The 25,512-nt window shown below is 65.8% G+C and carries 21 protein-coding genes; 16 read left to right on the top strand and 5 right to left on the bottom strand.

Annotation, left to right across the window (positions count from 1 at the left end):
- Position 1 precedes the first annotated feature (1 nt).
- The 7 genes from rsmD (at position 2) to HMPREF9006_RS01410 (ending at position 7,571) form a co-directional block, all read left to right on the top strand.
- A complete protein-coding gene (gene rsmD / locus HMPREF9006_RS01440) occupies positions 2–631 on the top strand; it encodes a 16S rRNA (guanine(966)-N(2))-methyltransferase RsmD (RefSeq protein WP_009211748.1) in 630 nt (209 codons plus the stop codon).
- Entirely contained in the window at positions 628–1,098 is a 471-nt protein-coding gene (coaD, locus tag HMPREF9006_RS01435) for a pantetheine-phosphate adenylyltransferase (protein WP_009211747.1), read from the top strand. The genes rsmD and coaD overlap by 4 nt, the downstream gene beginning before the upstream one ends.
- A gap of 30 nt (positions 1,099–1,128) precedes the next feature.
- Complete coding sequence (locus tag HMPREF9006_RS01430; RefSeq protein WP_009211746.1) at positions 1,129–1,839, top strand: hypothetical protein; 711 nt, start codon at positions 1,129–1,131, stop codon at positions 1,837–1,839.
- Positions 1,832–2,401 carry a YceD family protein gene (locus HMPREF9006_RS01425; RefSeq protein ID WP_009211745.1) on the top strand — a complete coding sequence of 190 codons (570 nt, stop codon included), beginning with the start codon at positions 1,832–1,834 and terminating at the stop codon, positions 2,399–2,401. Before HMPREF9006_RS01430 ends, HMPREF9006_RS01425 begins: the two co-directional genes overlap by 8 nt.
- Positions 2,401–3,126, top strand: coding sequence for a ribonuclease III (rnc, locus tag HMPREF9006_RS01420; RefSeq protein ID WP_009211744.1), 726 nt, complete (start codon positions 2,401–2,403; stop codon positions 3,124–3,126). The genes HMPREF9006_RS01425 and rnc overlap by 1 nt, the downstream gene beginning before the upstream one ends.
- Before the next feature lie 79 nt (positions 3,127–3,205).
- Positions 3,206–3,820 (top strand): response regulator, encoded by a 615-nt coding sequence (locus HMPREF9006_RS01415; RefSeq protein ID WP_034231900.1) that lies wholly within the window; start codon positions 3,206–3,208, stop codon positions 3,818–3,820.
- Positions 3,821–4,067: 247 nt separating this feature from the next.
- Complete coding sequence (locus HMPREF9006_RS01410; protein ID WP_009211742.1) at positions 4,068–7,571, top strand: alpha-L-fucosidase; 3,504 nt, start codon at positions 4,068–4,070, stop codon at positions 7,569–7,571.
- A 105-nt stretch (positions 7,572–7,676) separates the two neighbouring features.
- Here the strand turns inward: HMPREF9006_RS01410 and HMPREF9006_RS01405 are convergent, their stop codons facing one another.
- The 5 genes from HMPREF9006_RS01405 to HMPREF9006_RS01385 all read right to left on the bottom strand — a co-directional run bounded on the left by HMPREF9006_RS01405 (position 7,677) and on the right by HMPREF9006_RS01385 (position 15,556).
- Positions 7,677–9,323 (bottom strand): GAF domain-containing sensor histidine kinase, encoded by a 1,647-nt coding sequence (locus HMPREF9006_RS01405; RefSeq protein WP_009211741.1) that lies wholly within the window; start codon positions 9,321–9,323, stop codon positions 7,677–7,679.
- Positions 9,320–11,074 carry a thiol reductant ABC exporter subunit CydC gene (gene cydC, locus HMPREF9006_RS01400; RefSeq protein WP_009211740.1) on the bottom strand — a complete coding sequence of 585 codons (1,755 nt, stop codon included), beginning with the start codon at positions 11,072–11,074 and terminating at the stop codon, positions 9,320–9,322. The genes HMPREF9006_RS01405 and cydC overlap by 4 nt, the downstream gene beginning before the upstream one ends.
- On the bottom strand, positions 11,071–12,759 hold the full coding sequence (gene cydD / locus HMPREF9006_RS01395) for a thiol reductant ABC exporter subunit CydD (RefSeq protein ID WP_009211739.1): 1,689 nt from the start codon (positions 12,757–12,759) through the stop codon (positions 11,071–11,073). The genes cydC and cydD overlap by 4 nt, the downstream gene beginning before the upstream one ends.
- 108 nt (positions 12,760–12,867) lie before the next feature.
- The gene (gene cydB, locus HMPREF9006_RS01390) at positions 12,868–13,989 is read right to left on the bottom strand and encodes a cytochrome d ubiquinol oxidase subunit II (protein ID WP_009211738.1); all 1,122 of its coding nucleotides are present in this window, start codon (positions 13,987–13,989) and stop codon (positions 12,868–12,870) included.
- Between the two features lie 16 nt (positions 13,990–14,005).
- Positions 14,006–15,556 (bottom strand): cytochrome ubiquinol oxidase subunit I, encoded by a 1,551-nt coding sequence (locus HMPREF9006_RS01385; RefSeq protein WP_009211737.1) that lies wholly within the window; start codon positions 15,554–15,556, stop codon positions 14,006–14,008.
- A 373-nt stretch (positions 15,557–15,929) separates the two neighbouring features.
- Between HMPREF9006_RS01385 and HMPREF9006_RS01380 the strand changes: the two genes are divergently transcribed.
- The 9 genes from HMPREF9006_RS01380 to HMPREF9006_RS01340 all read left to right on the top strand — a co-directional run bounded on the left by HMPREF9006_RS01380 (position 15,930) and on the right by HMPREF9006_RS01340 (position 25,450).
- Positions 15,930–18,704, top strand: coding sequence for an Rne/Rng family ribonuclease (locus tag HMPREF9006_RS01380; protein ID WP_009211736.1), 2,775 nt, complete (start codon positions 15,930–15,932; stop codon positions 18,702–18,704).
- A gap of 217 nt (positions 18,705–18,921) precedes the next feature.
- The gene (rplU, locus tag HMPREF9006_RS01375) at positions 18,922–19,242 is read left to right on the top strand and encodes a 50S ribosomal protein L21 (RefSeq protein ID WP_009211735.1); all 321 of its coding nucleotides are present in this window, start codon (positions 18,922–18,924) and stop codon (positions 19,240–19,242) included.
- Positions 19,243–19,276: 34 nt separating this feature from the next.
- The gene (gene rpmA, locus HMPREF9006_RS01370) at positions 19,277–19,534 is read left to right on the top strand and encodes a 50S ribosomal protein L27 (RefSeq protein WP_003792637.1); all 258 of its coding nucleotides are present in this window, start codon (positions 19,277–19,279) and stop codon (positions 19,532–19,534) included.
- Between the two features lie 72 nt (positions 19,535–19,606).
- Entirely contained in the window at positions 19,607–21,130 is a 1,524-nt protein-coding gene (obgE, locus tag HMPREF9006_RS01365) for a GTPase ObgE (RefSeq protein WP_009211734.1), read from the top strand.
- A complete protein-coding gene (gene proB, locus HMPREF9006_RS01360; protein WP_009211733.1) occupies positions 21,127–22,254 on the top strand; it encodes a glutamate 5-kinase in 1,128 nt (375 codons plus the stop codon). The genes obgE and proB overlap by 4 nt, the downstream gene beginning before the upstream one ends.
- A 36-nt stretch (positions 22,255–22,290) precedes the next feature.
- Positions 22,291–23,571 (top strand): glutamate-5-semialdehyde dehydrogenase, encoded by a 1,281-nt coding sequence (locus tag HMPREF9006_RS01355; protein WP_009211732.1) that lies wholly within the window; start codon positions 22,291–22,293, stop codon positions 23,569–23,571.
- Positions 23,568–24,278 carry a nicotinate-nucleotide adenylyltransferase gene (nadD, locus tag HMPREF9006_RS01350; RefSeq protein ID WP_009211731.1) on the top strand — a complete coding sequence of 237 codons (711 nt, stop codon included), beginning with the start codon at positions 23,568–23,570 and terminating at the stop codon, positions 24,276–24,278. Before HMPREF9006_RS01355 ends, nadD begins: the two co-directional genes overlap by 4 nt.
- Before the next feature lie 15 nt (positions 24,279–24,293).
- Positions 24,294–24,719, top strand: coding sequence for a ribosome silencing factor (gene rsfS / locus HMPREF9006_RS01345; RefSeq protein WP_009211730.1), 426 nt, complete (start codon positions 24,294–24,296; stop codon positions 24,717–24,719).
- Entirely contained in the window at positions 24,716–25,450 is a 735-nt protein-coding gene (locus HMPREF9006_RS01340) for a histidine phosphatase family protein (RefSeq protein WP_009211729.1), read from the top strand. The genes rsfS and HMPREF9006_RS01340 overlap by 4 nt, the downstream gene beginning before the upstream one ends.
- The last annotated feature ends 62 nt before the right edge of the window (positions 25,451–25,512 follow it).

The following is a 25,512-nucleotide window of genomic DNA, read 5'->3' as shown; positions in this document are numbered from 1 at the left end:
CATGACAAGAATCGTCGCAGGGAGCGCCAAGGGACGAACCCTCGCCGTGCCCAAGTCCGGGACTCGACCGACCTCGGAGCGCGTGCGAGAGGCGCTGTTTTCGCGCCTGGAGCACATGAACGTCCTGGCCGGGGCGCAGGTCCTCGATCTCTATGCCGGCACGGGGGCACTCGGACTCGAGGCCCTCTCGCGCGGGGCCAGCAGTGCGACCCTCGTCGAACGCGGCACGCCTGCCGCCCGGGTGGCTGCCGCGAACGTGCGTTCGACCGGCTTGAATGCGCGGGTTGTCGCTGCGGACGCGCGCACCTTTGTGAGCGCCCGTCGGGGGGACTTTCTCGGCGGGGAATTCGACCTGGTGTTCTTGGATCCTCCCTATGACGTGTCCGAGCGGGAGATGAGCGAGGTGCTCGCAGCCCTCGAGGCGTGGATCGGCCCCGACGCGCTGGTCGTCGTTGAGCGTTCGACGCGGGCTCCGGCCCCTGCATGGCCTCGTTTTCTCGATCTCGAGGACCGACGGACGTGGGGGGAGACAGCGGTGTACTTCGCGGGGCCTCCCGCGGCCGCGCAGTACTCGCACCCGGCGGGGGTGGCCGGGCACGAGGCCGCCTCGCCCGGGAGGGGTTCCCTGTGATTGCTCTTTTCCCCGGTTCCTTCGACCCGTTCACCCTGGGACACCTTGACGTTGTGGAGAGAGCCTGCGCGGCGTGCGAGCGGCTCATCATCGGAGTGGGCGTCAATCCGCGCAAAGAGGGGTTTGTGCCCCCGGCTCTGCGCAAGGAACTCATCGAGGACGCGACCTCTCACCTGAGGAACGTTGAGGTTGTCTTGCTCAGCGGGGCAACCGTTGACGAGGCCGCCCGCATGGGAGCAACTCTCATTGTCAAAGGGGTTCGTTCCGGTCATGATGTGGACTACGAGGCGGCCCAGGCCGCGCTCAACTACGACGTGGGAGGGGTAGACACGTGGTGGATTCCGACGAGGCCGGGACTGTCTTACGTCTCCTCGAGCGCCGTTCGTGAGCTTCTCGGCCTCCAAAAGGATGTGTCCCGGTATGTCCCGGAAGCGGTTGAGCGTTATCTGACCGACAATAGAAGCTGACGAGTGCCCGGCGGAACGCAGGAGGAGCCCATGGCCGATACGCCCGATGACAAGACTCAGGACGATTGGAACGAGGAAACCGTCTACGGTCCCTCCACCGTGATCGCCGCCCTCGATCAGATTGAGGATCTGGTCGAATCCTCCCGAGCCGTCCCCCTGTCCGCGTCGATCATGGTGAACAAGGCTGAGATTCTTGATCTTCTCGATCAGGCGCGCGAGGCCCTGCCCGAAGACCTCGTCGCGGCGGACGCGGTTGTCGCCGACGCTGACGCCGTCTTGGGGCGCGCGGATTCGGCTGCGGAGACGCGCATCGCGGAAGCAAACTCGCGGGCCTCTTCGACCCTGGACCAGGCGAACGAGCGGGCCGCGCAGATCCGCTCGGACGCGGAGGAGGAAGCGGAGCGAACGCGCTCTCGGGCGAGCGACGAGGCGAGTGCGCTCGTGTCGCAGGCGCGTGCTGACGCCGAAGCGACGATTGCCGACGCGAACGCGCAGGCGGCTCGGATCGTCTCCACGGAGAACATCGTGCGCATGGCTGAAGATCGTGCGCGCGAGATTGTCTCGGAGGCCAAGCGGTCGGCCGCGTCGCTGCGCGAGGGGGCCGACGAGTACGTGGCTTCTTCCCTGGATGAGTTGTCTCGGCTCATCTCGGACCTGGCCCGCCGCACGGATGCTGGCCGACGCGCCATCGCCGAGCGGCGAGGCGTCGATGTCACCGATGTGGATCTGAGCAATGAGTGAGAATCCGCTGGTCCTCTCCCTCGCGCGGCTGCCTCGGGTGCTCGGGTCCACGCGTCACGAGGACGTTTCCTGGATCGTTCCCGATGACCTGGGGACCCCGTCGATGGCGGTGGCCCCGGGGAGCGTCCTGGACGTGTCGGTGGACATGACGAGTATCGACGATGGCGTTCTGGTTCAGCTGGCTACCTCGGTGGATCTCGAGGGGGAGTGCGTTCGCTGCCTTGATGAGGTCAGGCGTCACCACGAGGTCACCAGCTCGGAGGTGTACTGCGAACCGGGTGCCCCGGCTCTTTCCGCTCAGGGGGAGGATGAGACGGAATCGCAGGATCTGTTCATGATCGGCGAGCGCGACACGATCTCGATCGAAACGCAGCTGCGCGACGCGATCGTTCCGCTGGCGGACCCGCGCCCGCTGTGCCGGCCCGACTGCGAGGGACTGTGCGATGTGTGCGGCGAGAAGTGGGCGGAGCTTCCGGCCGATCACGAGCACTTTGTCGTCGATCCGCGCCTGGCCTCCCTGGCTTCCCTGCTGGGTGATTCTCCCGAGCCGGAGCGATCCTGATGGGCCGCTCTAAGCATCTTCCGGTTCCTCCCCGCACCGATACCGATGCCCTCGTCGAGGCATGGGGGACGCGCATCGAGCCAACACTCCTCCAGCTTGCCCTGGTCCATCGCAGCTACGCGAATGAGGCCGGGGGAATCGCCAACAACGAGCGTCTGGAGTTCTTGGGCGACTCTGTCCTCTCCATCGTGATCGCCCAGAAGCTCTACGAACAGTACCCGGATGTCGCCGAATCCGATCTGTCGCGCATGCGCGCGGCGACGGTGTCGCAACAGCCTCTGGCTGCGGCGGCTCGCCGCATCGGGCTGGGTGATTTTGTCTTCCTGGGTAAGGGTGAGTCGACGCATGGGGGACGGGACAAGGATTCGATCCTCTCCGATACCTTCGAGGCGTTGATCGGTGCCACCTACCTGACGAGTGGGCTGGAGGAGGCGCGCCGCGTCATTCTCGCCCGCCTCGGCTTCCTGCTCGCCGACGCTCCGTCGAGGGGGCAGCACCAGGACTGGAAGACCCTCTTGGTTGAGTACTCCCAGTCGAAGGGACTGGGGGAGGTTTCCTACGAGGTCGAGGGCGAGGGCCCCGACCACCAGCGTGTGTTCACGGCGCGTGCCTACGTGTCCGAAAGTTCAGAGGCTCTCGGCGAGGGGAGGGCCTCGTCGAAGAAACATGCGGAAAACGCTGCCGCGCAGGATGCGATGAAGCGGCTGGCCGCTGACGAGGAGTAGTAGTTACGCGAGGGCGTTTGCTCTCCCGACCGATAGGATGGATCACGTGAATGAAGATACGTCCGCGCGCACGCGCGTCATGATCGTTGACGATCACGAGATTGTTCGACGAGGTATTGCCGAGATCGTCGACCGCGACGATGCCCTGGAGGTCGTCGCCGAGGCCGGTTCCGTCGCGGACGCTGTGCGCCGCGCGGACCTGGTTCGCCCGGATGTGATCCTGGTTGATCTCCAGCTTCCCGATGGCACGGGAATTGACATCATGAATCGGCTGCGGGCCTCCCACCCGCAGATCCTCCCCGTGGTCCTGACATCCTTCGACGACGACGAGGCCCTGGCGGAGTCCCTGGAGGCGGGCGCGCGCGCGTACATTCTGAAAACCGTTCGCGGCGCGGAGATTACGGATGTCATCAAGGCGGTTGCGGATGGGCGCGTTCTGCTGGACGAGCGAACCCTGACCCGCAGGCGCGTCGATCACGAGGACCCCACCGCTGACCTGACGCCCTCGGAGCGCAAGGTTCTGGATCTCATCGGCGATGGTCTGTCGAATCGGGAGATCGGAGAGAAGCTCGGCGTGGCCGAGAAGACCGTGAAAAATCACATCACCTCTCTGCTGTCGAAAATGGGGCTGCAGCGTCGCACGCAGGTTGCCGCCTGGGTGGCTGGACAGCGAGCCGCGGCGTGGCGTAACTGAATCGGATGACAGTTCCCACAGGGGAGCGTATTCGGCGGGCGGGTCGGGTTTTCCGGCCCGCCCGCCGCCGTGTGTGAGCACCATTAATCTGTATGACAGTTCAGTTGTTGGATAAACAGGTGGTTCCCTGATTTGTTAGAAAGCTACTGTCAAACTGGTTTGTGAAAAAGTCCTGTGGGGTACCGTTCCTTCATCCTCACTGACGAGGACGGACACCGCAGTCCACCATCCCCTGAAAGGACAACCCGTGAACCTCAAGCGAACGCTTGCCGGTCTTGCGGCTGCCACTGCACTGGTGCTCGCACCCATGAGCGCCCCCGCAGTCGCCGACGCGCCACCCGCGCCCACCGGCGTCCCAGCAGCCGTCCCCCTGAGCACGACCCCCAAGATCGCCCAGTGGCAACAACTCCAGTACGGAATGTTCATGCACTTTGGCGTCTATTCCCTCTACGGCGGCTACTACAACGGCCACCGCCAGCATATGGGCTACCCCGAGCAAATCAAGGCATGGGAGAACATCCCGACGGAGGACTACAGGGCCATGGCGAAGGGCCTGGCCTCCCACTTCGATGCCTCGGCGATCTGCCGGACAGCCCACGACGCCGGCATGAAGTACCTGATGATCACGTCGAAGCACCACGACGGCTTCGCCATGTGGGACACCAAGACGACCGACTACAACATCGTCAAGGCCTCCGACTACGGCAAAGATCCCATGAAGGAGCTGTCCACCGAGTGCAACAAGCTCGGCGTGAAGCTGGCCTTCTACTTCTCCATCATCGACTGGACGAAGCAAATCCCCGAACCCTACGGGAACCAAAACCCCATTGACGAGGAACTCATGACGGGCACGATCAAGCCCCAACTCACCGAGCTCCTGTCCAACTACGGGCCGATCGCCGAGCTCTGGTTCGACATGGGTGGCCCCACCGCCGAACAGTCTGCGCGCATGGCCCAGTGGGTGCACGAGCTCCAACCCGAAACGATGGTCAACTCCCGCGTGTGGAACAAGGCCGGCGACTTCGAGGTCGGCGGAGACAACTCCGTGACCACCGACTTTCACATGGGCCCCTGGGAGTCGATTCGTTCGATATTCCCGGCCTGCTGGGGCTACTGCTCGTGGGTTAACCGCAGCGGGGGTGCCAAGAGCGCCAAGGTCCAAGAACTCGTCAACAACCTCGTGGGAACCGTGGCCTCCGATGGGCAATTCGCCTACAACATCGGTCCCAAGGGCGACGGAACGATCGACGAGTTCGACGCCAGCGTCGTCACCGAGGTGGGGCAGTGGATGAAGCGCCACCCCGATGCCATCACGGGAGCGCGTCCCACCTGGTTTCCCGCACCAGCCTGGGGCAAGATCACGACCAAGGACAACGCCCTGTACTTCATGCCCGATGGATGGCAGGCGGGTCAGACACTGACCCTGCCCGGCGTTGGCGGTACCGTCACCGGCGTCACCGTTGACGGTACCGACCGGACCCTCGAGTACACCCAGGACGGCACCACACTGACCGTGACCGAGTCGGGAGACAACCCCGAGCCAGGCCTGCGTCCCGTCATCAAGGTGAGCATCTCTGAGGAGCCCACCTACGTGCCCGAGCAGACGGTGACCGCGGTCGACGGAGCGAGCATTGCGGAGAACCAGTTCCTCGCACGCGCCTCCGCGATGCGTTACTCCGGGGCACAGGCGTACGATGCGTACCTCGTCAACAAGACGGGCACGCCCATCACCGACATGTCCCTGACCTTCAACGGCAACTTCGCCCCCGACGTCACGTACAAGATCACGCTCGGCACGACCTCCATCGAGGCCACCGGCACGCAGATCAACGCGGGAGAGATCGGTGAAGGATTCACCCTCGAACCCGGTAAGATCACGCCGCTGCGCGTCGAGCTAGCCCACCCCTCCTACTACGCGAACCCCATCGGGGTGCGGAACCTGAGCGCAACGGTCCACGTCTACGACGCCAACTCGGCCACCCAGCCGCCGGTCATCACCTCCGGCCCATCCTCGGTGTCGGTGACCGCAGGAGAAAGCGCGACCTTCACGGTCGTCGCCTCGGGGCGTCCCGCGCCCACGATCACCTGGTACCGCGTCCCCAAAGGCGCGACCGAAGGGACCCTCATCGACGGCGCAACGGGCAGCTCCTACACCCTGAACACCTCCATCGAGGACGACGGCGCACAGTTCTACGCCCTGGCCACGAACGCCAACGGATCCACTCCGTCGGCGCGCGCAACCCTCACCGTGACGGCGCCCAGCTCCAACCTGGCACTCAACAAGGACGCACGCATGTCCTCCACCGGGTGGGGTGGGGTCGCCTCGCGCGCCGTTGACGGCAACACGGACGGCGTGTGGGACAACGGATCGCTTGCCCACACCGGTCGGCAAGCAAACCCCTGGTGGGAGGTCGACCTCGGCCAGACCCACCCGCTGGGAACCGTGAACGTGTGGAACCGGTCCGCCAGCGACAACTGCCAGGGAACCCCCTGCGACCAGCGGCTCCACGACTTCTGGGTGATCGCCTCACAGGAGTCTCTCCCGGACTCCTTTGACCCGGCCAGCGCCGCCGCCGTCGACGGCGTGCACATGATCAAGGTCGAGGGAGTCGGCGCTCGTCCGAGCGCCATCGACTTCGAAGGCTTCGAGGCGCGCTACATCCGCGTGCTCCAGCCGACCAGCCACGGCGAGTTTGCCCTCGCCGAGGTGGAGGCATTCGCCGCTGCTGGCACCCAGCCCGATCCGGAGGACAAGCCCGTTGCCCCCACCATCGAGCCCCTTTCGGTCAGCGCAAGCCCCGCCGAAGATGCTCAGATCACCGGAGACGGAGCGTTCCGGACGGTGACCGCGAAGAACGGTACGAAGGTGACCATCAGGGCCACCGTGACGGGCACGCCCGAGCCGATCCTGGCGTGGCACATCAAGAAAGAAGGCACGGAGTCCTGGGAGAGCCTGGACAACGAGAACGGCAACGAGATCACCCTCACCGTCGATGCTGCACACAAGGGCGCGGTTGTGCGCCTGACGGCCATCAACGAGGCGGGGGTGGCCGAGTCAGGCCTGGTGTCCCTCGCGCTCGCGGAGGATCCCGCACCCGACCCCGCACCGGACCCCGCACCCGAACCGGATCACACGGTCGGAACCTGGATGCACGACGGCGTCGGCTGGTGGTGGAAGATAAGCCAGGGCGGCTACGCCAAGAACGAGACGCTGTCTCTGGGCGGTAGCGTGTATCGCTTTGACCACAGGGGCTACATGCTGACCGGATGGGTCTACTGGGAAGGCGTCTGGCACTACCACAGTGAATCCGGTGCGCAGGTGAGCGGCTGGATCAAACCGGACGGACACTGGTACTACCTCGCGCCGGGCACGGGCATCATGGCGACCGGCTGGAGCAAAATCGACGGGCAGTGGTATCTCTTCGCCGCCAACGGAGCGATGGCCACCGGCTGGCACAAGCTCGGTGGGCTCTGGTATCACCTGGATCACTCCGGCGCCATGCACGTCGGATGGCTCCAGCAGGGAGCCACCTGGTACCTGCTGGCCGACAATGGCGCGATGGTGACGGGGTGGAAGCAGGTGGGCGGCACCTGGTACTACTTCGACTCCTCAGGCGCCATGGTTCAGGGCTGGCTCCAGATCGACGGCAGCTGGTACTACTTCGGCTCCTCCGGCAACATGTACACGGGTAGTCGACAGATCAACGGTCGCACGTACTACTTCGACCCGTCGGGTAAGTGGTTCGCGTGAGCTGGCGATGAGCGCGGGATAGCTCGGTGCTCGCAGAAAAAGGGGCGGGGGTGACGCGTGAGCGTCACCCCCGCCCCCAGGTCTTCTCGGGACCCCGGCCTTGTCCTACCCCTCCAGGGGAGCGATCCACGTGACCCTGGTTCCGCCTCCCTCCCCACCTGATCCGGTATCGAAGCTGCCGTGGTGGCGCCGAGCGCGCTCGGCCATGTTGGCCAGACCCGAGTTGCGGGTCCGCGACGGATCGATCCCGCGCCCATCGTCGGTGATCGTGATGCGCACCCGCCCGGACTTGCCTCGCCCGGACACGTCAACGCATACGGTCGCGGCCGTCGCGTGAGCGTGACGCGCGATGTTCGACAACCCCTCACGCACGATTGCGACGACGTCATCGGAGAGGTCCGGGTCGACGCGGCCATCGAACTCGTCAATGACGACCAGCTCGTTGTCCAGGTCCGAGTTGATCGCATTGCCGTCGAGGGTGATGAGCAGGGAGGGGGCAAAGCCGAGGGCGGAGCGCGTCAGCGACGACTCCCTGCGGATTCGCTCGACCAGGCCGACGGCCTTATCCCGCTCGCGCAGGTTGTGCACGATCGTGCGGATCTGGCGGACGGCCTCGTCAATTGAGGCAAGAGAGGAGTCGATGAGCGACTCCAAGGAGGCTGGATCCGCTTCCCCCTGGGTAATCTTCTGCTTGGCCGCGTCCAGGGCCATCCCGGTGGCAAAGAGCTGCTGAATCGCAAAATCGTGCAGGTCGCGGCTGATCCGATCTCGCTCATCCAGGAGGGCTGCCACGTCCTGGGCGTGGCGCGCGGAGGCCAGCTCGAGCGCGAGGGTGGCCTGAGAGGCCAGGGATTCAGCGAGGGAGAGCTCGGCGCTGTCGAACTCGGGAGCACCGATCTGGCGCAAGAGGATGAGGACGCCCGATGATACTCCTCGAGAACGCAGCGGAGCGTAGAGGGCGGAACCAAAGGCGGCCAGCTGTGGCATGCGCATCGTCTGGGCGCGGGCCATCGAGTCGACGATCATGCCGGTCCCCTCATGCAACACGCTCATCGCGCGCCCCTCGGGTGGAAAAACCAAGCCGAGCAGGCTCGAGGCGTTCTTTCCGTCGGTGATCTCGGCCGCCCACGTATCGCCCACGGATTGGAGGACGATGATCGCGGTGTCCGCGTGGGACACCTCGCGCACCGTCTTCGCGATGAGCTCGAGAGCCTCCTCCTCATCGGCCCCCTCCAGCATGGTTGTCGTCAGAGACTGAGAGGCGCTGATCCAGCGTTCCGTACGGCGTGAGTCCGCGTAGAGGTGAGCGTTCTCAACGGCGATGCCGGCAGCCGGAGCCAGCGCGGCGACCACGGCCGAGTCGCCGGCCGTGTATCCCCCCGGCTTCCCCGTGAGATAGAGCCTTCCGTACACCTGCTCGTGAACCAGGACCGAGACGCCGAGGAACGCGGGAGTGGACGGCGGAAGGTCGAGGTCGGTCGCGTCGGTGGGCGAGTTGACGAGAAGAGGCTCGGTGACGGGAATGGCCGTGATGAGCGCCCGGGGGACATCGGGCGCGGGCAGGGTGTCGTGGTGCTCGAGCTGCAACGTTGTCGCACCCCACGTGTCAAGGACCGTCAGCGTGGCGTGCGGCGAGGAGGTGAGAGCGCACGCCTGGTTGACGAAGTTCTGCAGGCCTGCCTTCAGGTCCAGGGAGCTGGTCAGATCCAGCGCCGCTTCGAGAAGGGTAAAGTCCGTGCTGTCGGTGCTCATTGTTCCTCCTGATCGAGTGCCCACCGGTAGCCGGGCAGGCAAGATAGAACGTGCGCGTGCGTGCCCTGTGCAACCACCCTCGCGCACTGACCGGCCTGCACGCGTCCCAAAACGAGTACCTGGTCGGCCTGGTCGAGGGCGCTGAGGCGATGCGTGACGACCAGGGTAGCGCGATCGGGTGGGGGAGTCAGGAGGGTGTTCATGAGCCTGTCCGCGGTCTCGCCGTCCAGGTGTTCCGACGCCTCGTCCACCGCCATGACGGGGGCCGGGACGAGGAGCGCGCGCGCCATCAACAGGCGGCGGCGTTCACCCCCGGACACCGTCGTCGCACCCGAACCGATCACCGTATCGATTCCGTCAGGAAGAGAGTCGATCCACTCGCAAAGTCCCGCTCGTTGCAGTGACGTCACGGCCTCTTCGCGCGTCAGGGATGCCTTCGCGACGCGCAGATTCTCGTAGATGCTGGTTGCGAAGATGTGGGCGTCCTCGGCGGTCATGGTGATGTGGGAGGCGACGTCGTCGCGGCGCGCCCCCCACGCGGGCACCCCGTTGATGAGGGCATGACCGGACTTGGGGGGGATCACTCCCGTGAGGGTGGCCAGCAGCGTTGTCTTGCCGATCCCCGACGGTCCGACGATGGCCACGGAGGCACCCGCGCGCAGCGTGAACGTGATCCCCTCAACCAGGGTGGGGCCGCCCGGCCAGCCGATCGCGAGATCGTGAGCCTCGATGAGGGTGGCGCCCTGAGGGATGGCGTGCGAGGCGGAGGGAGACTCCTCACCGATGAGAGCGCAGATGCGCTGAGCTGCCTGCGCGCTGCGGACCAGCTGGGACGCGGCTGGAGCAAGCTCAGCGACGCCCTCGAAGGAGGACAGCGGAATGAGAACGATGACGGCGAGGAGAACCTGCGGGAGCGCGCCGGAGAGCGCGTGCGGGATACCGATGAGGAGAGCGGCGATGAGCGCCATTCCCACAGCGCACACGTCCAGGCCTCGGGCGAGCGCGGACAGGCGAGCAGAGCGAGCAAGAGCCTGACGCAAAGAGGCTTCGGCACGGGCGAGCGTCCGTGTGACTCCGCGCAGTGTCCCGGCCAGCGAGAGCTCGGTGGCACCCTCCAGCAGCGCCAGGGTGGTGGCGGCGATATCCGCGCGCGCGTCGCCCCCCTCGCCCTCGGCCATCCGCACGGAGCGGGCGATCAGGGCGGGCGCCACCACGCCCGACAGAAGGAGGCACAGCGCAAGAACGAGTGCCGACGCGGGCGAGATGACGGCGACAACCGCCACGGTCGCGACGCCGACGATGAGCGCGACGAGCGCGGGTAGGACGGTCTTCACGACGACGTTGCCGACCTCGTCGACATCGGCTCCTGCCCGGCTCATCAGGTCTCCGCGTCGCACGGACGATAACGCCGCCGCGGGAGCGCTCGACAAGCGGTCATACAGGTTCGCGCGCAGGTTGTCCATACCCGACAACGCGACCTTGTGCGAGGCCAGGCGCGACAGGTAGCGGGCGAGGGCGCGCGAGAGACCGAAGAGCCGCACCGACGTGGCCGCGACGGTCAGGTAGAGAACGGGCGGCTGCTGGGATGCCCGGGCAATCAGCCACGCGGCCGTTCCCCCGAGCGCGATCGCCGAGCCCAGAGCCGCGACTCCCAGGAGGAGCGAGAGCGCGAAACCGGAACGCGATACCCCAAGCAAAGCGATGCATCGGCGAAGCGCCGCGGATTCCGAGCGCGTCAGGAAGAGCCTCATGCGCGTTCCTCCTTGATGGCCGCGGCGGTCACGTCGATTACCGTGTCGGCGATATCCAGGACCGCGCTCCGGTGAGCAATGACGATGAGGGTTCGGCCCTGGGCGCGCATCGCGTTGATGGCCCCGATAATCGTTTCCTCGCTCACGGCGTCCAGATGCGCCGTGGGCTCGTCGAGAATGACGATCTGCGAGTCGGCCGCGAGGGCTCGAGTGAGAGCCAGGCGCTGTCGCTGCCCGACAGACAAACCGATCCCGCCGCGTCCGATGACCGTGTTCCAGCCATCGGGAGCCTCGGACAGGACGGCGTCGAATCCCGTCGCTTCGGCTGCTCGGGTGAGGCTCTCCAGGGGGAGGCCTCCCATACTGTCCAGGATCGTCCCGGGTGCCAGCGTGGGGGATTGCGGCACCCAGGAGATGGTGCTCCTCCACGAAGCGGGGGAGACCTCGGACAGCGGCAGATCTGAGCGGGCGGAGCCGCCCGAGGCCGCCGAGCGCAGCAGGATTCGACCGCAGTCGGGAACAGTGTCGGAAAGCAGACACGACACGAGCGTCGATTTTCCGGCCCCAGAGGGTCCGGACAGCGCCGTCACGGTCGCCGGACGCACGATGCCCGAGGTTGGACTCGGCGCCCAGGCCTCGCGCGAGCGCACGCCAACGCCGTCCAGGACGATGTCGGTGCGGGACATGTCCGGGCACGGTAGAGATCCGGCAGGGGGCAGAGCCTCGGCCTCCTCGATGATATCGAAGGCGGCACGTGAGGCCGTCACGCCGTTCGCAGAAGCGTGGAATTGCGCGCCTACCTGGCGTAGGGGTTCAAAGACCTCGGGAGCCAGCATGATGACCGCGAGTCCGTGAAAGAGCGACATGTGACCGAAGACCAGGCGCATCCCAACCTCGACGGCGACCAGAGCCACCGAGAGGGTCGTGAGGAACTCGAGAACACCACCCGAGAGAAACGCCACGCTCAGCGTCGACATCGTCGCCTTCGTATTCGCCTCGCCCAGCGCGCGCAGGTGGGGGCGCGGAGCCCTCTCGCGCCCGAGCGCGCGGAGCGTGGGCAATCCCGAGATGAGATCCAGGAGCTGGGCGGACAGACGCTTCATCGACGCCAGTTTCTCGTCGGAGGCCGACTGGGTGAAGCGACCGATCAGGACCATGAAAAGGGGAATCAACGGAATCACGAGCAGCGCGATGACGGCAGACCAAAAGTCGAGCAACAGGATGACCCCCAGCGCCGCGGGAGTGACGGTGCACACGAGGACCAGTTGGGGGAGGAAGGCCACGAAGTAGGGGCGCAGGTCTTCGAGGCCGCCGGTGGCCAGAGCCGCCGTCTGTGCACCATTGGTCGCCCGCCACCGAGGCCCCAGCGCAATAGCCGAGTCGATGACGCGGCGGCGTAGCTCGGCCACGGCTGCCCCCGCCGCTCGCGTGCTGAGTGCCTCGCGCGCGGCCACGCACCCGGCTCGACAGGCGAACACGAGTCCTATGGCCCCGATAGTGGGCAGAACGTCAACGAGGGAGGCACCGCCGGAGATGATCGGGGACAGCGCCGACGAAACGAGCAGTGCCTGAGCGAGAACGAGGACGGCGGTGACGGTCCCAAGGAGGGCCGTCGCAGCAATGGGGCCGCGAGCCGATCGGGCATATCGCAGCAGGCGAGGATCGAAAGGACGCACGGATACCATTGTGCCCCAAAGCGCGGCGTCATGGGTCTTAGGTCCTCGGCGTCGCCTGGTGGATGTGCTTGTGCCCGGTCCCGCGAGACGGAACCGGGCACAAGCGGCGCACAAGAGTCAGCTGGAGAGGAAGTTCTCTCCCACGCGAATCTTGCTGAGCAGGAGCCCTGTCTTGGTCGACACGTCCTCGGCACCAACGCGAGAACGGAACGTCCAATAGGACCAGATGACGTAGACCGCAACGATCGGGACCAGGCAGGCCGCGACGATCGTCATGACGGTCAACGTCGCATTCGTCGACGAGGCCTGCTCAATCGTCAGCGAGTAGCTCGGGTTAATCGAGGACTTCTGGACGGCGGGAGCCATCGAGGCGAAGACCCATGCGACGGAGCCGGCGATCGCGACGGAGGAGGCCGTGAAGGACAGCCCCTCTCGCCGCAGCGACGCCTGAGAGAGCGCGGTGGAGACGATGATCGCGAGGGCGGCAACGACGAGGGGGATCCACGCCAGGACATTCGTCGTGTACGCGAACTGACCCCAGAACAGCCACGCGGCGGCCAGGACGGTCGCGGCGATCGATGCCGGAGCGGCGATCGCATTTGCGCGATCGCGCACCTCCCCGGTGGTCTTCAGCGCCAGGAACTGCGCGCCGTGCGCCAGACAGACGGCGAGAACCGCCAGCCCGCCCAGGATGGTGTAGGGGGTTAGAAGGGAGAAGAAACCGCCCGTCAGCTGGTGCGTTGCGCTCGCCAGCGACTGATTCACCAGCGTCGGGTCCACGACGGTGCCCGTTGCCGCGTCAACGACCTCGATGCGCATGCCCTGCACGAAGTTGGCGAATGCGACGCCCAGCAGCAGCGGGACGAGCCAGGCGCTGGCCGTGTGCACCCAGTCCCACGCGTGGCGCCACTTCTCGGTGGCGATCTTGGAGCGCCACTCGAGGGCGATGACGCGCACGATCAGGCAGACCAGGATGAGAAACAGGGCCAGGTACATGCCCGAGAACATGGTGGCGTACCACTCGGGGAAAGCGGCGAAAGTCGCGCCGCCGGCGGTGAGGAGCCAGACCTCGTTCCCGTCCCAGTGGGGGCCGATCGTGCGCACCGTCTGGGTGCGTTCGCGGTCGCCCTTGGCGACGAAGGGCAGGAGCATTCCGACGCCAAAGTCGAAGCCTTCGAGAATGAGGTAGACCGTCCACAACACGGCGATGAGGATGAACCACAGGATTGACAGAGTCATGTTCGTTGTTCCTCTCTCAGTATCCGAAAGACAGCTCGGCGGGTGTTTCGGCCGTGGGCTTATCAGCCTCGGGCGAGGAGTGGATGCCCTCGACGGCGTAGCGCTTCATGAGGACGTACCAGAAGACTCCCAGGACGCCATACAGGAGAGTGAAGAGGACGAGGGTGGCCAGCATCTGCCAGGCGGGAACGTTGGGGGACACGCCTATTTCGGTCATCATGGCCACCGACCCCAGGTCGGATCCCGCGGACAGCGCACCCAGGTTCGGTACGACGACCCACGGCTGGCGACCCATCTCGGTGAAGATCCAGCCGAAAGAAGCGGCTGCAAAAGGCAGCGGTAGGTTGACCAGGGCGACGACGCCGAGCCACTTGTTGGACGACGTGCGCCCGCCTCGGGTGGCCCACAGGCCCCAGGCGGCGAGGAGGAAGGCGAGCATCCCCAGGCCGATCATCAGGCGGAAGGACCAGAAGGTCACCATTTGCGGGGGCCGGAAATCGTATTGCGAGGCGTCCCCGTACTTGGCGGTGAAGTTCACGTCCGAGTTCAACAGGTCCACCATGCGTGCCTGAATGTCGGAAACCCCCTCGGAGGTCGCCGAGAAGGAGTTGTGCGACAGGAAGGAGGCGACACCGGGAACGCGGATGAACTGGGTGGGGTGCGCGCCGTTATCGCCCAGGGGGCAGGAGCCGAACTGGGCGACCGTGAAAGCCGCGCCGTCGGTGTCCACGCAGATGCCCTCGGCTGCCGCCATCTTCATTGGCTGAGCTGCGACCATTTCCTGGCCCTGGATGTGGCCGGAAGCGGCGGTACCGAGGCCGCCGATCAGGACGGCGACCAGCCCGAAGCGGGCGATCGGACGCCAGACGTCCCGGGACTGCGCCACGGCCTGCTCGCTTCCCTCACGAGCGGTGCGCACCATCCACCACAGGGCGATGCCGGCCACGAATGATCCGGCGACGAGCCAGGCGGAGGTGATGACGTGAGCGTACTCGCTCAGGTAGACGCCGGAGGTGATGAGCTTGAGGAAGCCAGCCACACCGTCGAGTTCGGCTCGGCCGGTCTCGGGGTTGAAGCGTGCCCCGACGGGATGCTGCATCCAGGCGTTGGCCGCGAGAATCCAGGCTGCCGAGAGCATCGTGCCGATGGCGACGCACCAGATGGTCGCCAGGTGCATGCCCTTGGAGAGACGGCCCCATCCGAAGATCCACAGTCCGAGGAACGTGGATTCAAGGAAGAAGGCCAGGAGTGCCTCGATGGCCAGCGGGGCGCCGAAGATGTCGCCGACGAAACGGGAGTATTCGGACCAGTTCATTCCGAACTGGAACTCCTGGACGATGCCGGTCGCCACGCCGAGGGCGAAGTTGATGAGGAGGAGCTTACCAAAGAATCGGGTCGCCTGGAGCCAGTGTTCCTTGCCGGTGCGGTGCCATGCGGTCTGCATGATGGCAACCAGCAGGGACAGGCCGATTGTCAGCGGCACGAGGACGAAGTGGTAGACGGTTGTGATGCCGAACTGCCATCGTCCGACCGTGACCGCGTCAAGCGCTGTCTGCGCGAGGGTCATGATGGGACCTTCTCGTGTAGGGATGAGGGATGTCGTTGAAGCCGAGACGCGGCCGTAGGACCTATGTCACGGGTTGACACAAATGTAGCCCAGATGTGTCGGCGGTACTAAGGGATAACGGGGCTTGGTGATCGTTTTGTGACATATGCGTCTGATTATTTTTCCTGGTAAACGCCGTGTATTTGGGCGTGTGAGGCGTTGACCTGGTCACCCTTTCCCGGCGCATTCAACGGGGAAAGCATGTTGTGTGCGACAATGAGGGCGAATGGATGTCGCGGGCGTGCCCCCGTGACGAGAGTCGAGCGATGACGTTTCCACCGCCGCCGACCGCTGCGCGTCTGCGCTCCACTAGGTTTCCGCCCCTTCGCGGGCGATGATAACGGGTGTGTCCGGGCACGTGGTGCACGCCCACCATTGGAGAATCGTGACAACCGAATCCACCACCCCCGTGGCACCCGCCGCGTCGCTGCTGTTCCAGGCGCCGGTCTTCCAGGCTGCACCCGAGGTCGCAGCGCCGATCGCTGCAGAGGAAGCGGAACCCAAGCGCCGCCGCAATTCCTCCGCCTCCGAGGAGATGCCCGAACGCGAGGAGGCGTCCCCTAAACGTCGGCGCCGCTCCAAGAAAAACGTCGGCGACGCCGAGAACGAGGGCGTCGCCGATGCGTCAGCAGACGAATCCTCTCCCGTTGAGCGCTCCGGGAGCGAGGAACCGGGCGCCGAACCGAAGAGTCGGCGCCGTCGGCGCTCCAAGAGGGCCGACGAAGCTTCCAGCACTGAGAAGAAGCCCGATGGGAGCGAATCCGTCGCATCCCAGGATGAATCTGCGGTAGACGACGAGGGGTCAACCCGTCGTCGTCGGCGCCGTTCCCGCTCGGCATCGGTAGCCGTTGCGGACGATGGTGATCCCGCGGATCAGGTCCAGGCCCTGAAGGGATCGACCCGGCTCGAGGCTAAGAAGATGCGTCGCCGCGAGGGTCGGCGCGAGGGCAGGCGCCGCCACTCGATCTCCGAATCGGAGTTCCTGGCGCGCCGCGAGTCCGTCGAGCGCACCATGGTCATCCGCGATCATGACGGCCTGGATCAGATCGCCCTCCTTGAGGACGGGCTCCTCGTCGAGCACTACGTCGCTCGTCGCACCCAGTCCTCCATGGTCGGCAACATCTACCTGGGCCGCGTCCAGAACGTTCTTCCGTCCATGGAGGCGGCATTCGTCGATGTGGGTCGCGGCCGCAACGCCGTCCTGTACGCCGGAGAGGTCAACTGGGATGCCGTCGGGATGGAGGGCAAGCCCCGCCGCATTGAGGCCGCCCTCAAGTCGGGTGATCCCGTCCTGGTCCAGGTGACGAAGGATCCGATCGGACACAAGGGAGCGCGCCTGACGTCGCAGATCACCCTCGCGGGTCGCTACCTCGTGCTCATTCCGGGTGGCTCCATGATGGGAATCTCTCGAAAGCTGCCCGACAAGGAGCGCGCGCGCCTGAAGAAGATCCTCAAGGCCGTCGTCCCCGCCGGTTCCGGAGTCATCGTGCGCACCGCCGCCGAGGGCGCAACCGAAGCGCAGATTCGTGACGACGTCGCTCGACTCACTCGCCAGTGGGAGGAGATCGACAAGAAGCGTTCATCGACCAAGAACGCTCCGGTGCTCCTGCGCGGCGAGCCTGAGCTCGCGGTGCGCGTGGTGCGCGACATCTTCAACGAGGATTTCACCAAGCTCGTTATTCAGGGGCGTAACACGTACGCTACCGTCAAGGACTACGTGGACGAACTCAGTCCCGAACTCTCCGACCGCGTCGAGCAGTGGGTGGGGACGGAGGACGTCTTCCACGCACACCGCATCGACGAGCAGCTTGCCAAGGGTATGGATCGCAAGGTGTGGCTGCCCTCCGGCGGCACCCTCATCATTGACCGCACCGAGGCGATGACGGTCATCGACGTCAACACGGGCAAGTTCATTGGCGCGGGAGGCACCCTTGAGGAAACCGTGACGCGCAACAATCTTGAGGCAGCCGAGGAGATCGTGCGCCAGCTGCGCCTGCGCGACATCGGCGGAATCGTCATCATTGACTTCGTTGACATGGTGCTCGAATCGAACCGCGACCTCGTCCTGCGCCGCCTTGTGGAATGCTTGGGGCGCGATCGCACACGCCACCAGGTCACTGAGATCACCTCGCTGGGGCTCGTGCAAATGACCCGCAAACGCGTGGGAGAAGGCCTCGTGGAGGCATTCTCCTCCCCCTGCGAAGCCTGCGAAGGGCGCGGATTCATCGTCCACCACCATCCGGTGGAGGCTTCCGGTGCCGACTCTTCGTCGAAGGGAGCCAAGTCGGCAAAGAAGTCTCAGAAGAGGGCGGAGCCGCGACGCATCGAGGCCGGGGTTGAGCACGAGCGGGCAAAGGAAGCACTCAGCGCGATCGCTGCCGCTTCCTCGCGCAAGGACGATGACGCTCCCTCCGAGGCGCCCGTCCCGGCCGCGAAGGGGACCGCTCAGGCGGCGGCACGCGAGGTCGAGGATGCCTCCTCGGCCACCGGCACCGAGCAGGCCAGTGCACCCGACCAGGCAGAGTCGAAGGCGTCGGACGCGTCCGCGCAGGAGGCAACCAAGCGTCCGCGTCGGCGCCGTCGGGTCGCGGAAGCGACCCCGGTGCCCGATCTTCCCGTCCATATCGATTTGCCCGACCCCGTAGAAACGGCCGAGCAGGCTCCGGCGAAGAATGCGGTCGACATCGAGCTTCCCGAGCGTCAGGAGAAGGCGCCCGCGAACCGGCGTCGCGCTTCCCACAAGGCGGCGACCGCGGCCAGCGGGGAGCCTTCCTCGGCTCCCAGCCCCGCCGAACCCCCCGCTCACCCTGCGTCCCAGGAAAGCGCCCCCCGCAACGATGGTGGCCAGGCCCGGGAGGCTCCGGCGAGCGCGCAGGAGGGGACTCAGCCTCGCCGGTCGCACAGGCGCCGCGCGGCAGCATCCAGCGGAGTCGTCGAGCCCGAGGCCACTCCCGCGGTCGTCGTTGATCTTCCGGCGCGAGCCGAGGCAGGGGCGGCGGTCCAGGCGACGCGATCGACCGAAGATATTACCCTGCCGGAGGCCACCGACAAGCCGCGGACCAAGCGCCGTCGGCGAGCGGTATCAACCGGCATCGTAGACGCGGGCTGAGAACCGGAGTGAGAGGGAGGGGGAGGCCCTCCCTCTCGCGTCGAGGTGTGGAATCGCACAGCACTTCTGGTAGCTCGCGGGTCGCGCCGGGTTGCATTCCGGCGTGCGAATCGGCTAGATTTGATCGTCGGCGCAACAAGCGCCAACGGGATCGTCAGAACATCAGAAAGCCCTCGGCAGTTTCGAGGCGGGATCCCGGTTACGAATACGAGAAGAGATGAGCTCCAACGTGGTCTACGCGATCGTCAAGGCTGGCGGCCGGCAGGAAAAGGTGTCCGTCGGTGACGTCGTCGTCGTCGACAAGCTGGCAGAGGAAATCGGTTCGAGCATTCAGCTCCAGCCGCTGATGCTGGTGGATGGCGACGCCATCACTGTTGACGCGGCCAAGCTGGGCAAGGTTTCCGTCAAGGCTGAAGTCGTTGATTCGGCCAAGGGTCCCAAGATTTCCATCATTAAGTACAAGAACAAGTCGGGCTACCGTAAGCGTCAGGGACACCGTCAGAAGATGTCGGTCGTCAAGATCACCGAGATCGCCTGAGTCCGACGTTCCCACGAGCAGAAAGTAGCAACTGATGGCACATAAGAAGGGCCTTGGTTCCTCCCGTAATGGTCGCGATTCGAACGCGCAGCGCCTCGGCGTCAAGCGCTACGGCGGCCAGCTGGTCAACGCCGGCGAGATCCTCGTTCGTCAGCGTGGCACCCACTTCCATCCCGGCGACGGTGTTGGCCGCGGCAAGGATGATACGCTGTTCGCCCTGCGCGCGGGAGCGGTCGAGTTCGGCCGCAAGCGCGATCGCAAGGTCGTCAGCGTTTCGCCGGTCTCTGCCTGAGACCGCGCGCTAAGGGCGTCCGGCGTTGCCGGACGCCCTTTTCCCATTTTACTTCGGTTGGCAGGAGCACCAGTGGCAGACTTCGTGGATCGCGTGACGCTGCACGCAGCGGGCGGAAACGGCGGAAACGGCGTGGCCTCGATTAAGCGTGAAAAGTTCAAGCCGCTGGCCGGTCCTGATGGCGGAGACGGCGGTAACGGCGGGTCGGTGATCCTTGAGGTGAGTCCTCAGGAAACGACGTTGCTCAGCTACCACCGTAGCCCGCACCGCCGCGCCGACAGCGGTACCGCTGGCATGGGCGACTTCCGTCAGGGCAAGAACGGCGCGGACATCGTCCTGCCTGTTCCCGATGGAACGGTCGTGAAGTCCATGTCGGGCGAGCTTCTCGCCGATCTGACCGGTGCTGGAGCGCGCTTCGTCGTGGCTGAGGGCGGTCGCGGTGGCCTGGGCAACGCCGCTCTGGCCTCGAAGGCCCGCAAGGCACCGGGTTTTGCTCTGCTGGGCGAGCCGGGCGAGGAGCGCGATGTCGTGCTCGAGCTGAAGTCCGTCGCCGACGTCGCGCTGGTCGGCTTCCCGTCGGCGGGCAAGTCCTCGCTGATCGCTGCGCTGAGCTCGGCGCGCCCCAAGATCGCCGACTACCCGTTCACCACTCTCGTGCCCAACCTTGGTGTGGTCTCAGCTGGCGATACGCGGTACACGGTCGCTGACGTTCCCGGTCTGATTCCCGGAGCGTCTCAGGGGCGAGGACTTGGACTGGACTTCCTGCGCCACATCGAACGATGTGCGGTCATCGTCCACGTGCTCGACACGGCTGCCTTCGAGACAGATCGTGAGCCCGTTGAGGACCTGCGCATCATCGAGGCGGAGCTTGAGGCCTACCAGGGAGACCTCACTCAGATCGAGGGCTACGTGCCGATCATGCAGCGCCCGCGCGTCATCGTGCTGAACAAGATCGACGTTCCGGACGGCCGTGACCTGGCTGAGATCACTCGCCCGGACCTCGAGTCCTTCGGTTGGCCCGTGCTCGAGGTGTCGGCCGTGTCCCACGAGGGGCTCAAGGAGCTGTCGTTTGTACTGGCCGACATTGTCGAGGAGGAACGGGGGAAGCGTCCCGCCCTCGAGGCCGCTCGCCCCGTTATCCGTCCGAAGGCGGTTGGACGCAGCGTGGAGATCACGGTACGCAAGACCCGCAAGGACGGCGAGGACGTCTTCCAGGTCCGCGGCGACAAGCCCGAGCGTTGGGTGCGTCAGACCGACTTCGCCAACGACGAGGCCGTGGGCTACCTGGCGGATCGCCTGAATGCCGCGGGCGTCGAGGACCAGCTGATGAAGGCCGGTGCCGTCGCAGGAGACACCGTGGTGATCGGTGATCTCGACGGGGGCGTGGTCTTCGATTGGGAGCCGACGCTCACCACTGGGCCCGAGTTGCTGGGGTCGCGCGGCACCGACCTGCGCCTGGATCAGAACGCGCGCCCGAGCCGTAAGGAACGGCGCGAGGTCTACCATCAGGTCATGGATGCCAAGAGTGCGGCCCGTGACGAGCTGTGGACCGAGCGCGAGGCGGGCCACTGGACCGACGCCTCGGATCAGTCATGAACGGTATCCGGGCGGCGTCCCGCATCGTCGTCAAGATCGGTTCGTCTTCCCTGACGCGACCCGACGGCGGGCTGGATCTCAACCGCATTGATGCCGTCGCCAGGCTCGTGTCACGCTGGCGTGGCAGGGACCGCGAGGTTCTCATCGTCTCCTCGGGAGCGGTTGCTGCGGGCCTCGATCCCCTGGGGTTTTCCTCCAAGCCTAAGGACCTTCCCAGCGTTCAGGCTGCTGCCGCGATGGGCCAGGGTCTGCTCATGGCCCGATGGACGGCGGCCTTTCACGCGCATCACCTGGATGCGGCTCAGGTTCTGCTCACGACGGAGGACGTGATGCGCAGGGACCACTACACCAATGCCCGAGCCGCGCTCGTACGGCTGCTCGGCCTCGGCGTCGTTCCGATCCTCAACGAGAATGATGCCGTGACGACTCGGGAGTTGCGCTTTGGCGACAACGACCGGGTGGCGGCGCTCATCGCGCAGATGGTTCAGGCTGATGCGCTCGTCCTCCTGACGGACGTTGACGGCCTCTACACCGCTCCTCCGGATCACCCGGGATCAAAGTTGATTGAACGCGTGAGTGGGCCCGATGATCTGATGAGCGTTCTCGTCACCGGTGCCGGCTCGCGCGTGGGGACCGGAGGTATGGCCACGAAGGTCCAGGCGGCGATGCTGGCCACGGCCAGCGGCATTGGCGTGCAGCTGGCGTGTGCGGACGATCTGGAGGCAGTCCTGTCGGGCGAACGCGTGGGAACATGGTTTGAACCCTCGCGGCAGCGTCCGGCGTCGCGGCGCCTGTGGATCGCTCACGCCGCCCCCTCACGCGGGGAGCTCATCGTTGACGAGGGCGCGGCCAGGGCGATCACGGAGCGCAAGAAGTCGCTCCTGGTCGCGGGCGTACGAAAGGTGCTCGGCCACTTTGATGCTGGTGATGTCGTCGACGTCGCCTCGCCGACCGGATTGATCGCACGCGGCGTCTGCGGCTACGACTCCGATACGCTTGCCCAGATCGCCGGAGCGAGCATCAACGAGTTGCGGCTGGCGGGCCATGAGCATCCCAGGCCCGCTATTCACCGGGATGATCTGGCCGTATTGGGCGACGCATTTGGAACCGTCGCACCAGACTGATCGGCTTTGAGCGCGCTTGTATGTCATGATGGCCGGGTGGATACTCCTGCTGATATTTCCCAGGTGACCGATGCCGCACGCGCGGCGGCTCGCGTTCTCGCCAATGCTCCGACACAGCTGAAGAATCGGGGTCTGGAGGCTATTGCGGCGGCGCTGATTGAACGCGCCGACCAGATTCTGGCGGCTAATGCCGAGGACCTGGCGCGTGGCCGCGCCGAGCAGATGAGCGACGGCCTGCTTGACCGCCTCGCGCTGAATACGGATCGTCTCCGGTCGATCGCCGAGGCTGTCCGCGAGATCGTTGCCCTTCCGGACCCAATCGGTCAGGTCGTTCGAGGAGGGCGAACCGAGATCGGCCTGCGGGTCACGCAGGAGCGCGTCCCGCTCGGGGTTGTCGGTATCATCTACGAGGCTCGCCCCAACGTCACCATTGATGCCGCTGCCCTTGCCCTGAAGGCGGGCAACGCCGTGATCCTGCGAGGGGGAAGCGCTGCGCAGGCATCGAATCGCGTCCTCATTGACGTGTGCCGGGACGCCCTGTCCTCCGTTGGCCTGCCCCCGGACGCGATCTCCACGGTGGACCCGTGGGGACGAGGCGGGGCACGGGCCATGATGCGTGCACGAGGCGCTATCGACGCCCTCATTCCCCGAGGTGGAGCGGGCCTCATCAATGCGGTGGTCGAGGAGTCTCGAGTGCCCGTCATCGAAACAGGGACCGGTAACTGCCACGTGTACGTGGATGCGTCGGCCGACTTGGAGGCGGCCGAGGCGATCATCATGAACGCGAAGACGCAGCGGGTGGGCGTGTGTAATGCCGCCGAGACGCTGCTCGTCCACGCCGACGTGGCTCCCCGATTCCTCGTTGCGGCGGTGACCAGGCTGACGACCGCCGGCGTGACGATCCACGCGGATGACGCCACCCGCGCCATCATCGCTGGAAACCCCTCCATTGATGCCGACATGATTGTCGAAGCGACCGAGGCCGACTGGGAGACCGAGTACCTCTCGATGGATCTTGCCGTGGGCGTCGTTGCGAGCGTCGATGAGGCGGTTGAACATATTCGCCGGTACTCCTCCGGCCACACGGAGGGGATCGTCGCCAGCGATGTGCGCACCATCGCGGCGTTCCGGTCGGGCGTTGATGCTGCCGCAATCGCGATTAACGCCTCTACTCGCTTCACGGACGGAGGCCAACTCGGCCTCGGCGCCGAGGTGGGGATCTCGACGCAGAAGCTTCACGCGCGCGGACCGATGGGGCTCGGTGAACTCACGACAACCACGTGGGTCTACGAGGGCGATGGAACGATCCGACCGTGACGGCACAGGCCAGCGACCAGGCCGCGACCGGGCGGTCCGAGCAGATCGAGAAGACCACGGAGGCAACTGCTGGGGCGACTGCGGCGCCGGCCTCGCCCCAGAATCCGCCGCGCGCGCTGCGCAGGCGGCGAGCGATTGGGATCATGGGCGGAACCTTCGACCCGATTCACCACGGGCACCTCGTTGCCGCCTCGGAGGTCATGGACGTCTACGGTCTCGATCAGGTGGTCTTCGTTCCGGCCGCTGTGCAGCCCTTCAAGGCGAGCCGACGTGTGACGTCGGCGGAGCACCGCTACCTGATGACGGTGATTGCCACGGCCTCCAATCCGCGCTTTGCCGTCTCGCGCGTGGATATCGACCGCGGGGGGACGACCTACACGATTGATACCCTGGCCGATCTGGCGCAGGAGTATCCGGACTCGGACTTCTATTTCATCACCGGCGCGGACGCGCTGGCGCAGATCGCGCAGTGGAAGGACGCTGATAAGCTCTTCGAGCAGGCTCACTTCATCGGCGTGACCCGTCCCGGTCACAACCTCTCCGATCCGGGGCTTCCGCGCGAGTCCGTGTCCCTGCTGGAGGTGCCCGCGATGGCGATCTCTTCCACCGACTGTCGCTCTCGCGTCGAGGACGGCAAGCCCGTGTGGTATTTGGTCCCCGACGGAGTCGTCCAATACATCAACAAGTACGGCCTGTACCGGTCCTGAGATTCAAGGAGAAACGTGACTCTTCCCGACGCCACCTCGCAGTTGGCTTCCCTCGCCTCGCGCGCCGCGGATGATCGCGGCGGTCTGAACCCGGTCCTGGTGGATGTGACGAGCAAGCTGGCGCTGGCGGATGCGTTTGTCGTTGTCTCCGCTCCGACGCAGCGTCAGGTGCGGGCAATCGCCGAGGACATCATGGACCGCGTGTGGGAAGACTACGGACGGCGCCCCACCCACATTGAGGGCCGCGCGGAGGGAACGTGGGTGCTCCTGGACTACTCGGACCTCCTCGTGCACGTTCTGCTGGAGGAGGAACGAGAGTTCTACGCGATCGAACGCCTGTGGGGGGATTGCCCCGCAGTGCCGATTGGCGTCGACACGGACGAGGCGCGGGCGGCAGCTGCCGAGCGTGCCGCCGCAAACGGTGTTGAGGAGTCGGTGTGAGCGCATCGAGGATCGTCCTGCTGCGCCACGGCCAGACTGACTTCAACCTGCAGCGGCGTTTTCAGGGGCGTATTGACATGCCCTTGAACGAGGCCGGGCGAGGACAGGCTGCCGGTGCCGCTGGTGTCCTCGTGAGTCGCCTGTGTGAGCCCAGCGCCGAGGTGGGCATGTTCGCTTCCGCGCCGCGTCGCTCCTACGACGATGGGGGAGTGCGCCTGGTGAGCTCGCCGCTGGGCAGGGCTCTCGACACGGCGAGGATCATTGCTCGCGTCTTTGAGATCGCGGGCTATCCGTGCGATGGTCCCCGCATCGATGAGCGGCTCACCGAGCGCTTCTACGGGCGTTTCGAGGGCAAGACATACGAGGAGATTGACGCGCAAGAGCCGCAGGCATCGCGGCAGTATCGGGCGAGCGGAGAGAGCGAGGAGGCCCAGGTGGAGCGTTCCGAGGTCGTGGGGGCTCGCGTGCGCGAAGCGGTCCTGGAGGCTGCGGGCGATTGCGGCGGGGATCAGTCGTTGATCGTGGTCTCTCACGGCGCGGCAATTGCCCGGGGGATCGTGTCTCTGCTGGGCTTGGATCCGGCGGTCTTCAACGGGTTGCGCGGGGTGGATAACTGCCACTGGTCGGAGCTTGTTCCCGTGGGAGAGTCGAGTGTCAAGAGTGCTGCTCGTTGCGGATGGCGGCTCGCCTCGCACAACATCGGATCTCGGGAGGACATCTTGGGCGCGTAGGCGTGCGGCGGCCTTGCGCGCCGCGCGTGTGACGAGCGGCACTGGATGTGCGTTTGCCTTTC

This window comes from Actinomyces sp. oral taxon 180 str. F0310 (assembly GCF_000185285.1).
In the GTDB taxonomy this organism is placed as follows: Bacteria; Actinomycetota; Actinomycetes; order Actinomycetales; family Actinomycetaceae; genus Pauljensenia.
The sequence above is the reverse complement of the archived record's forward strand: the minus strand, read 5'-3'. Positions and strand labels throughout refer to the sequence as shown.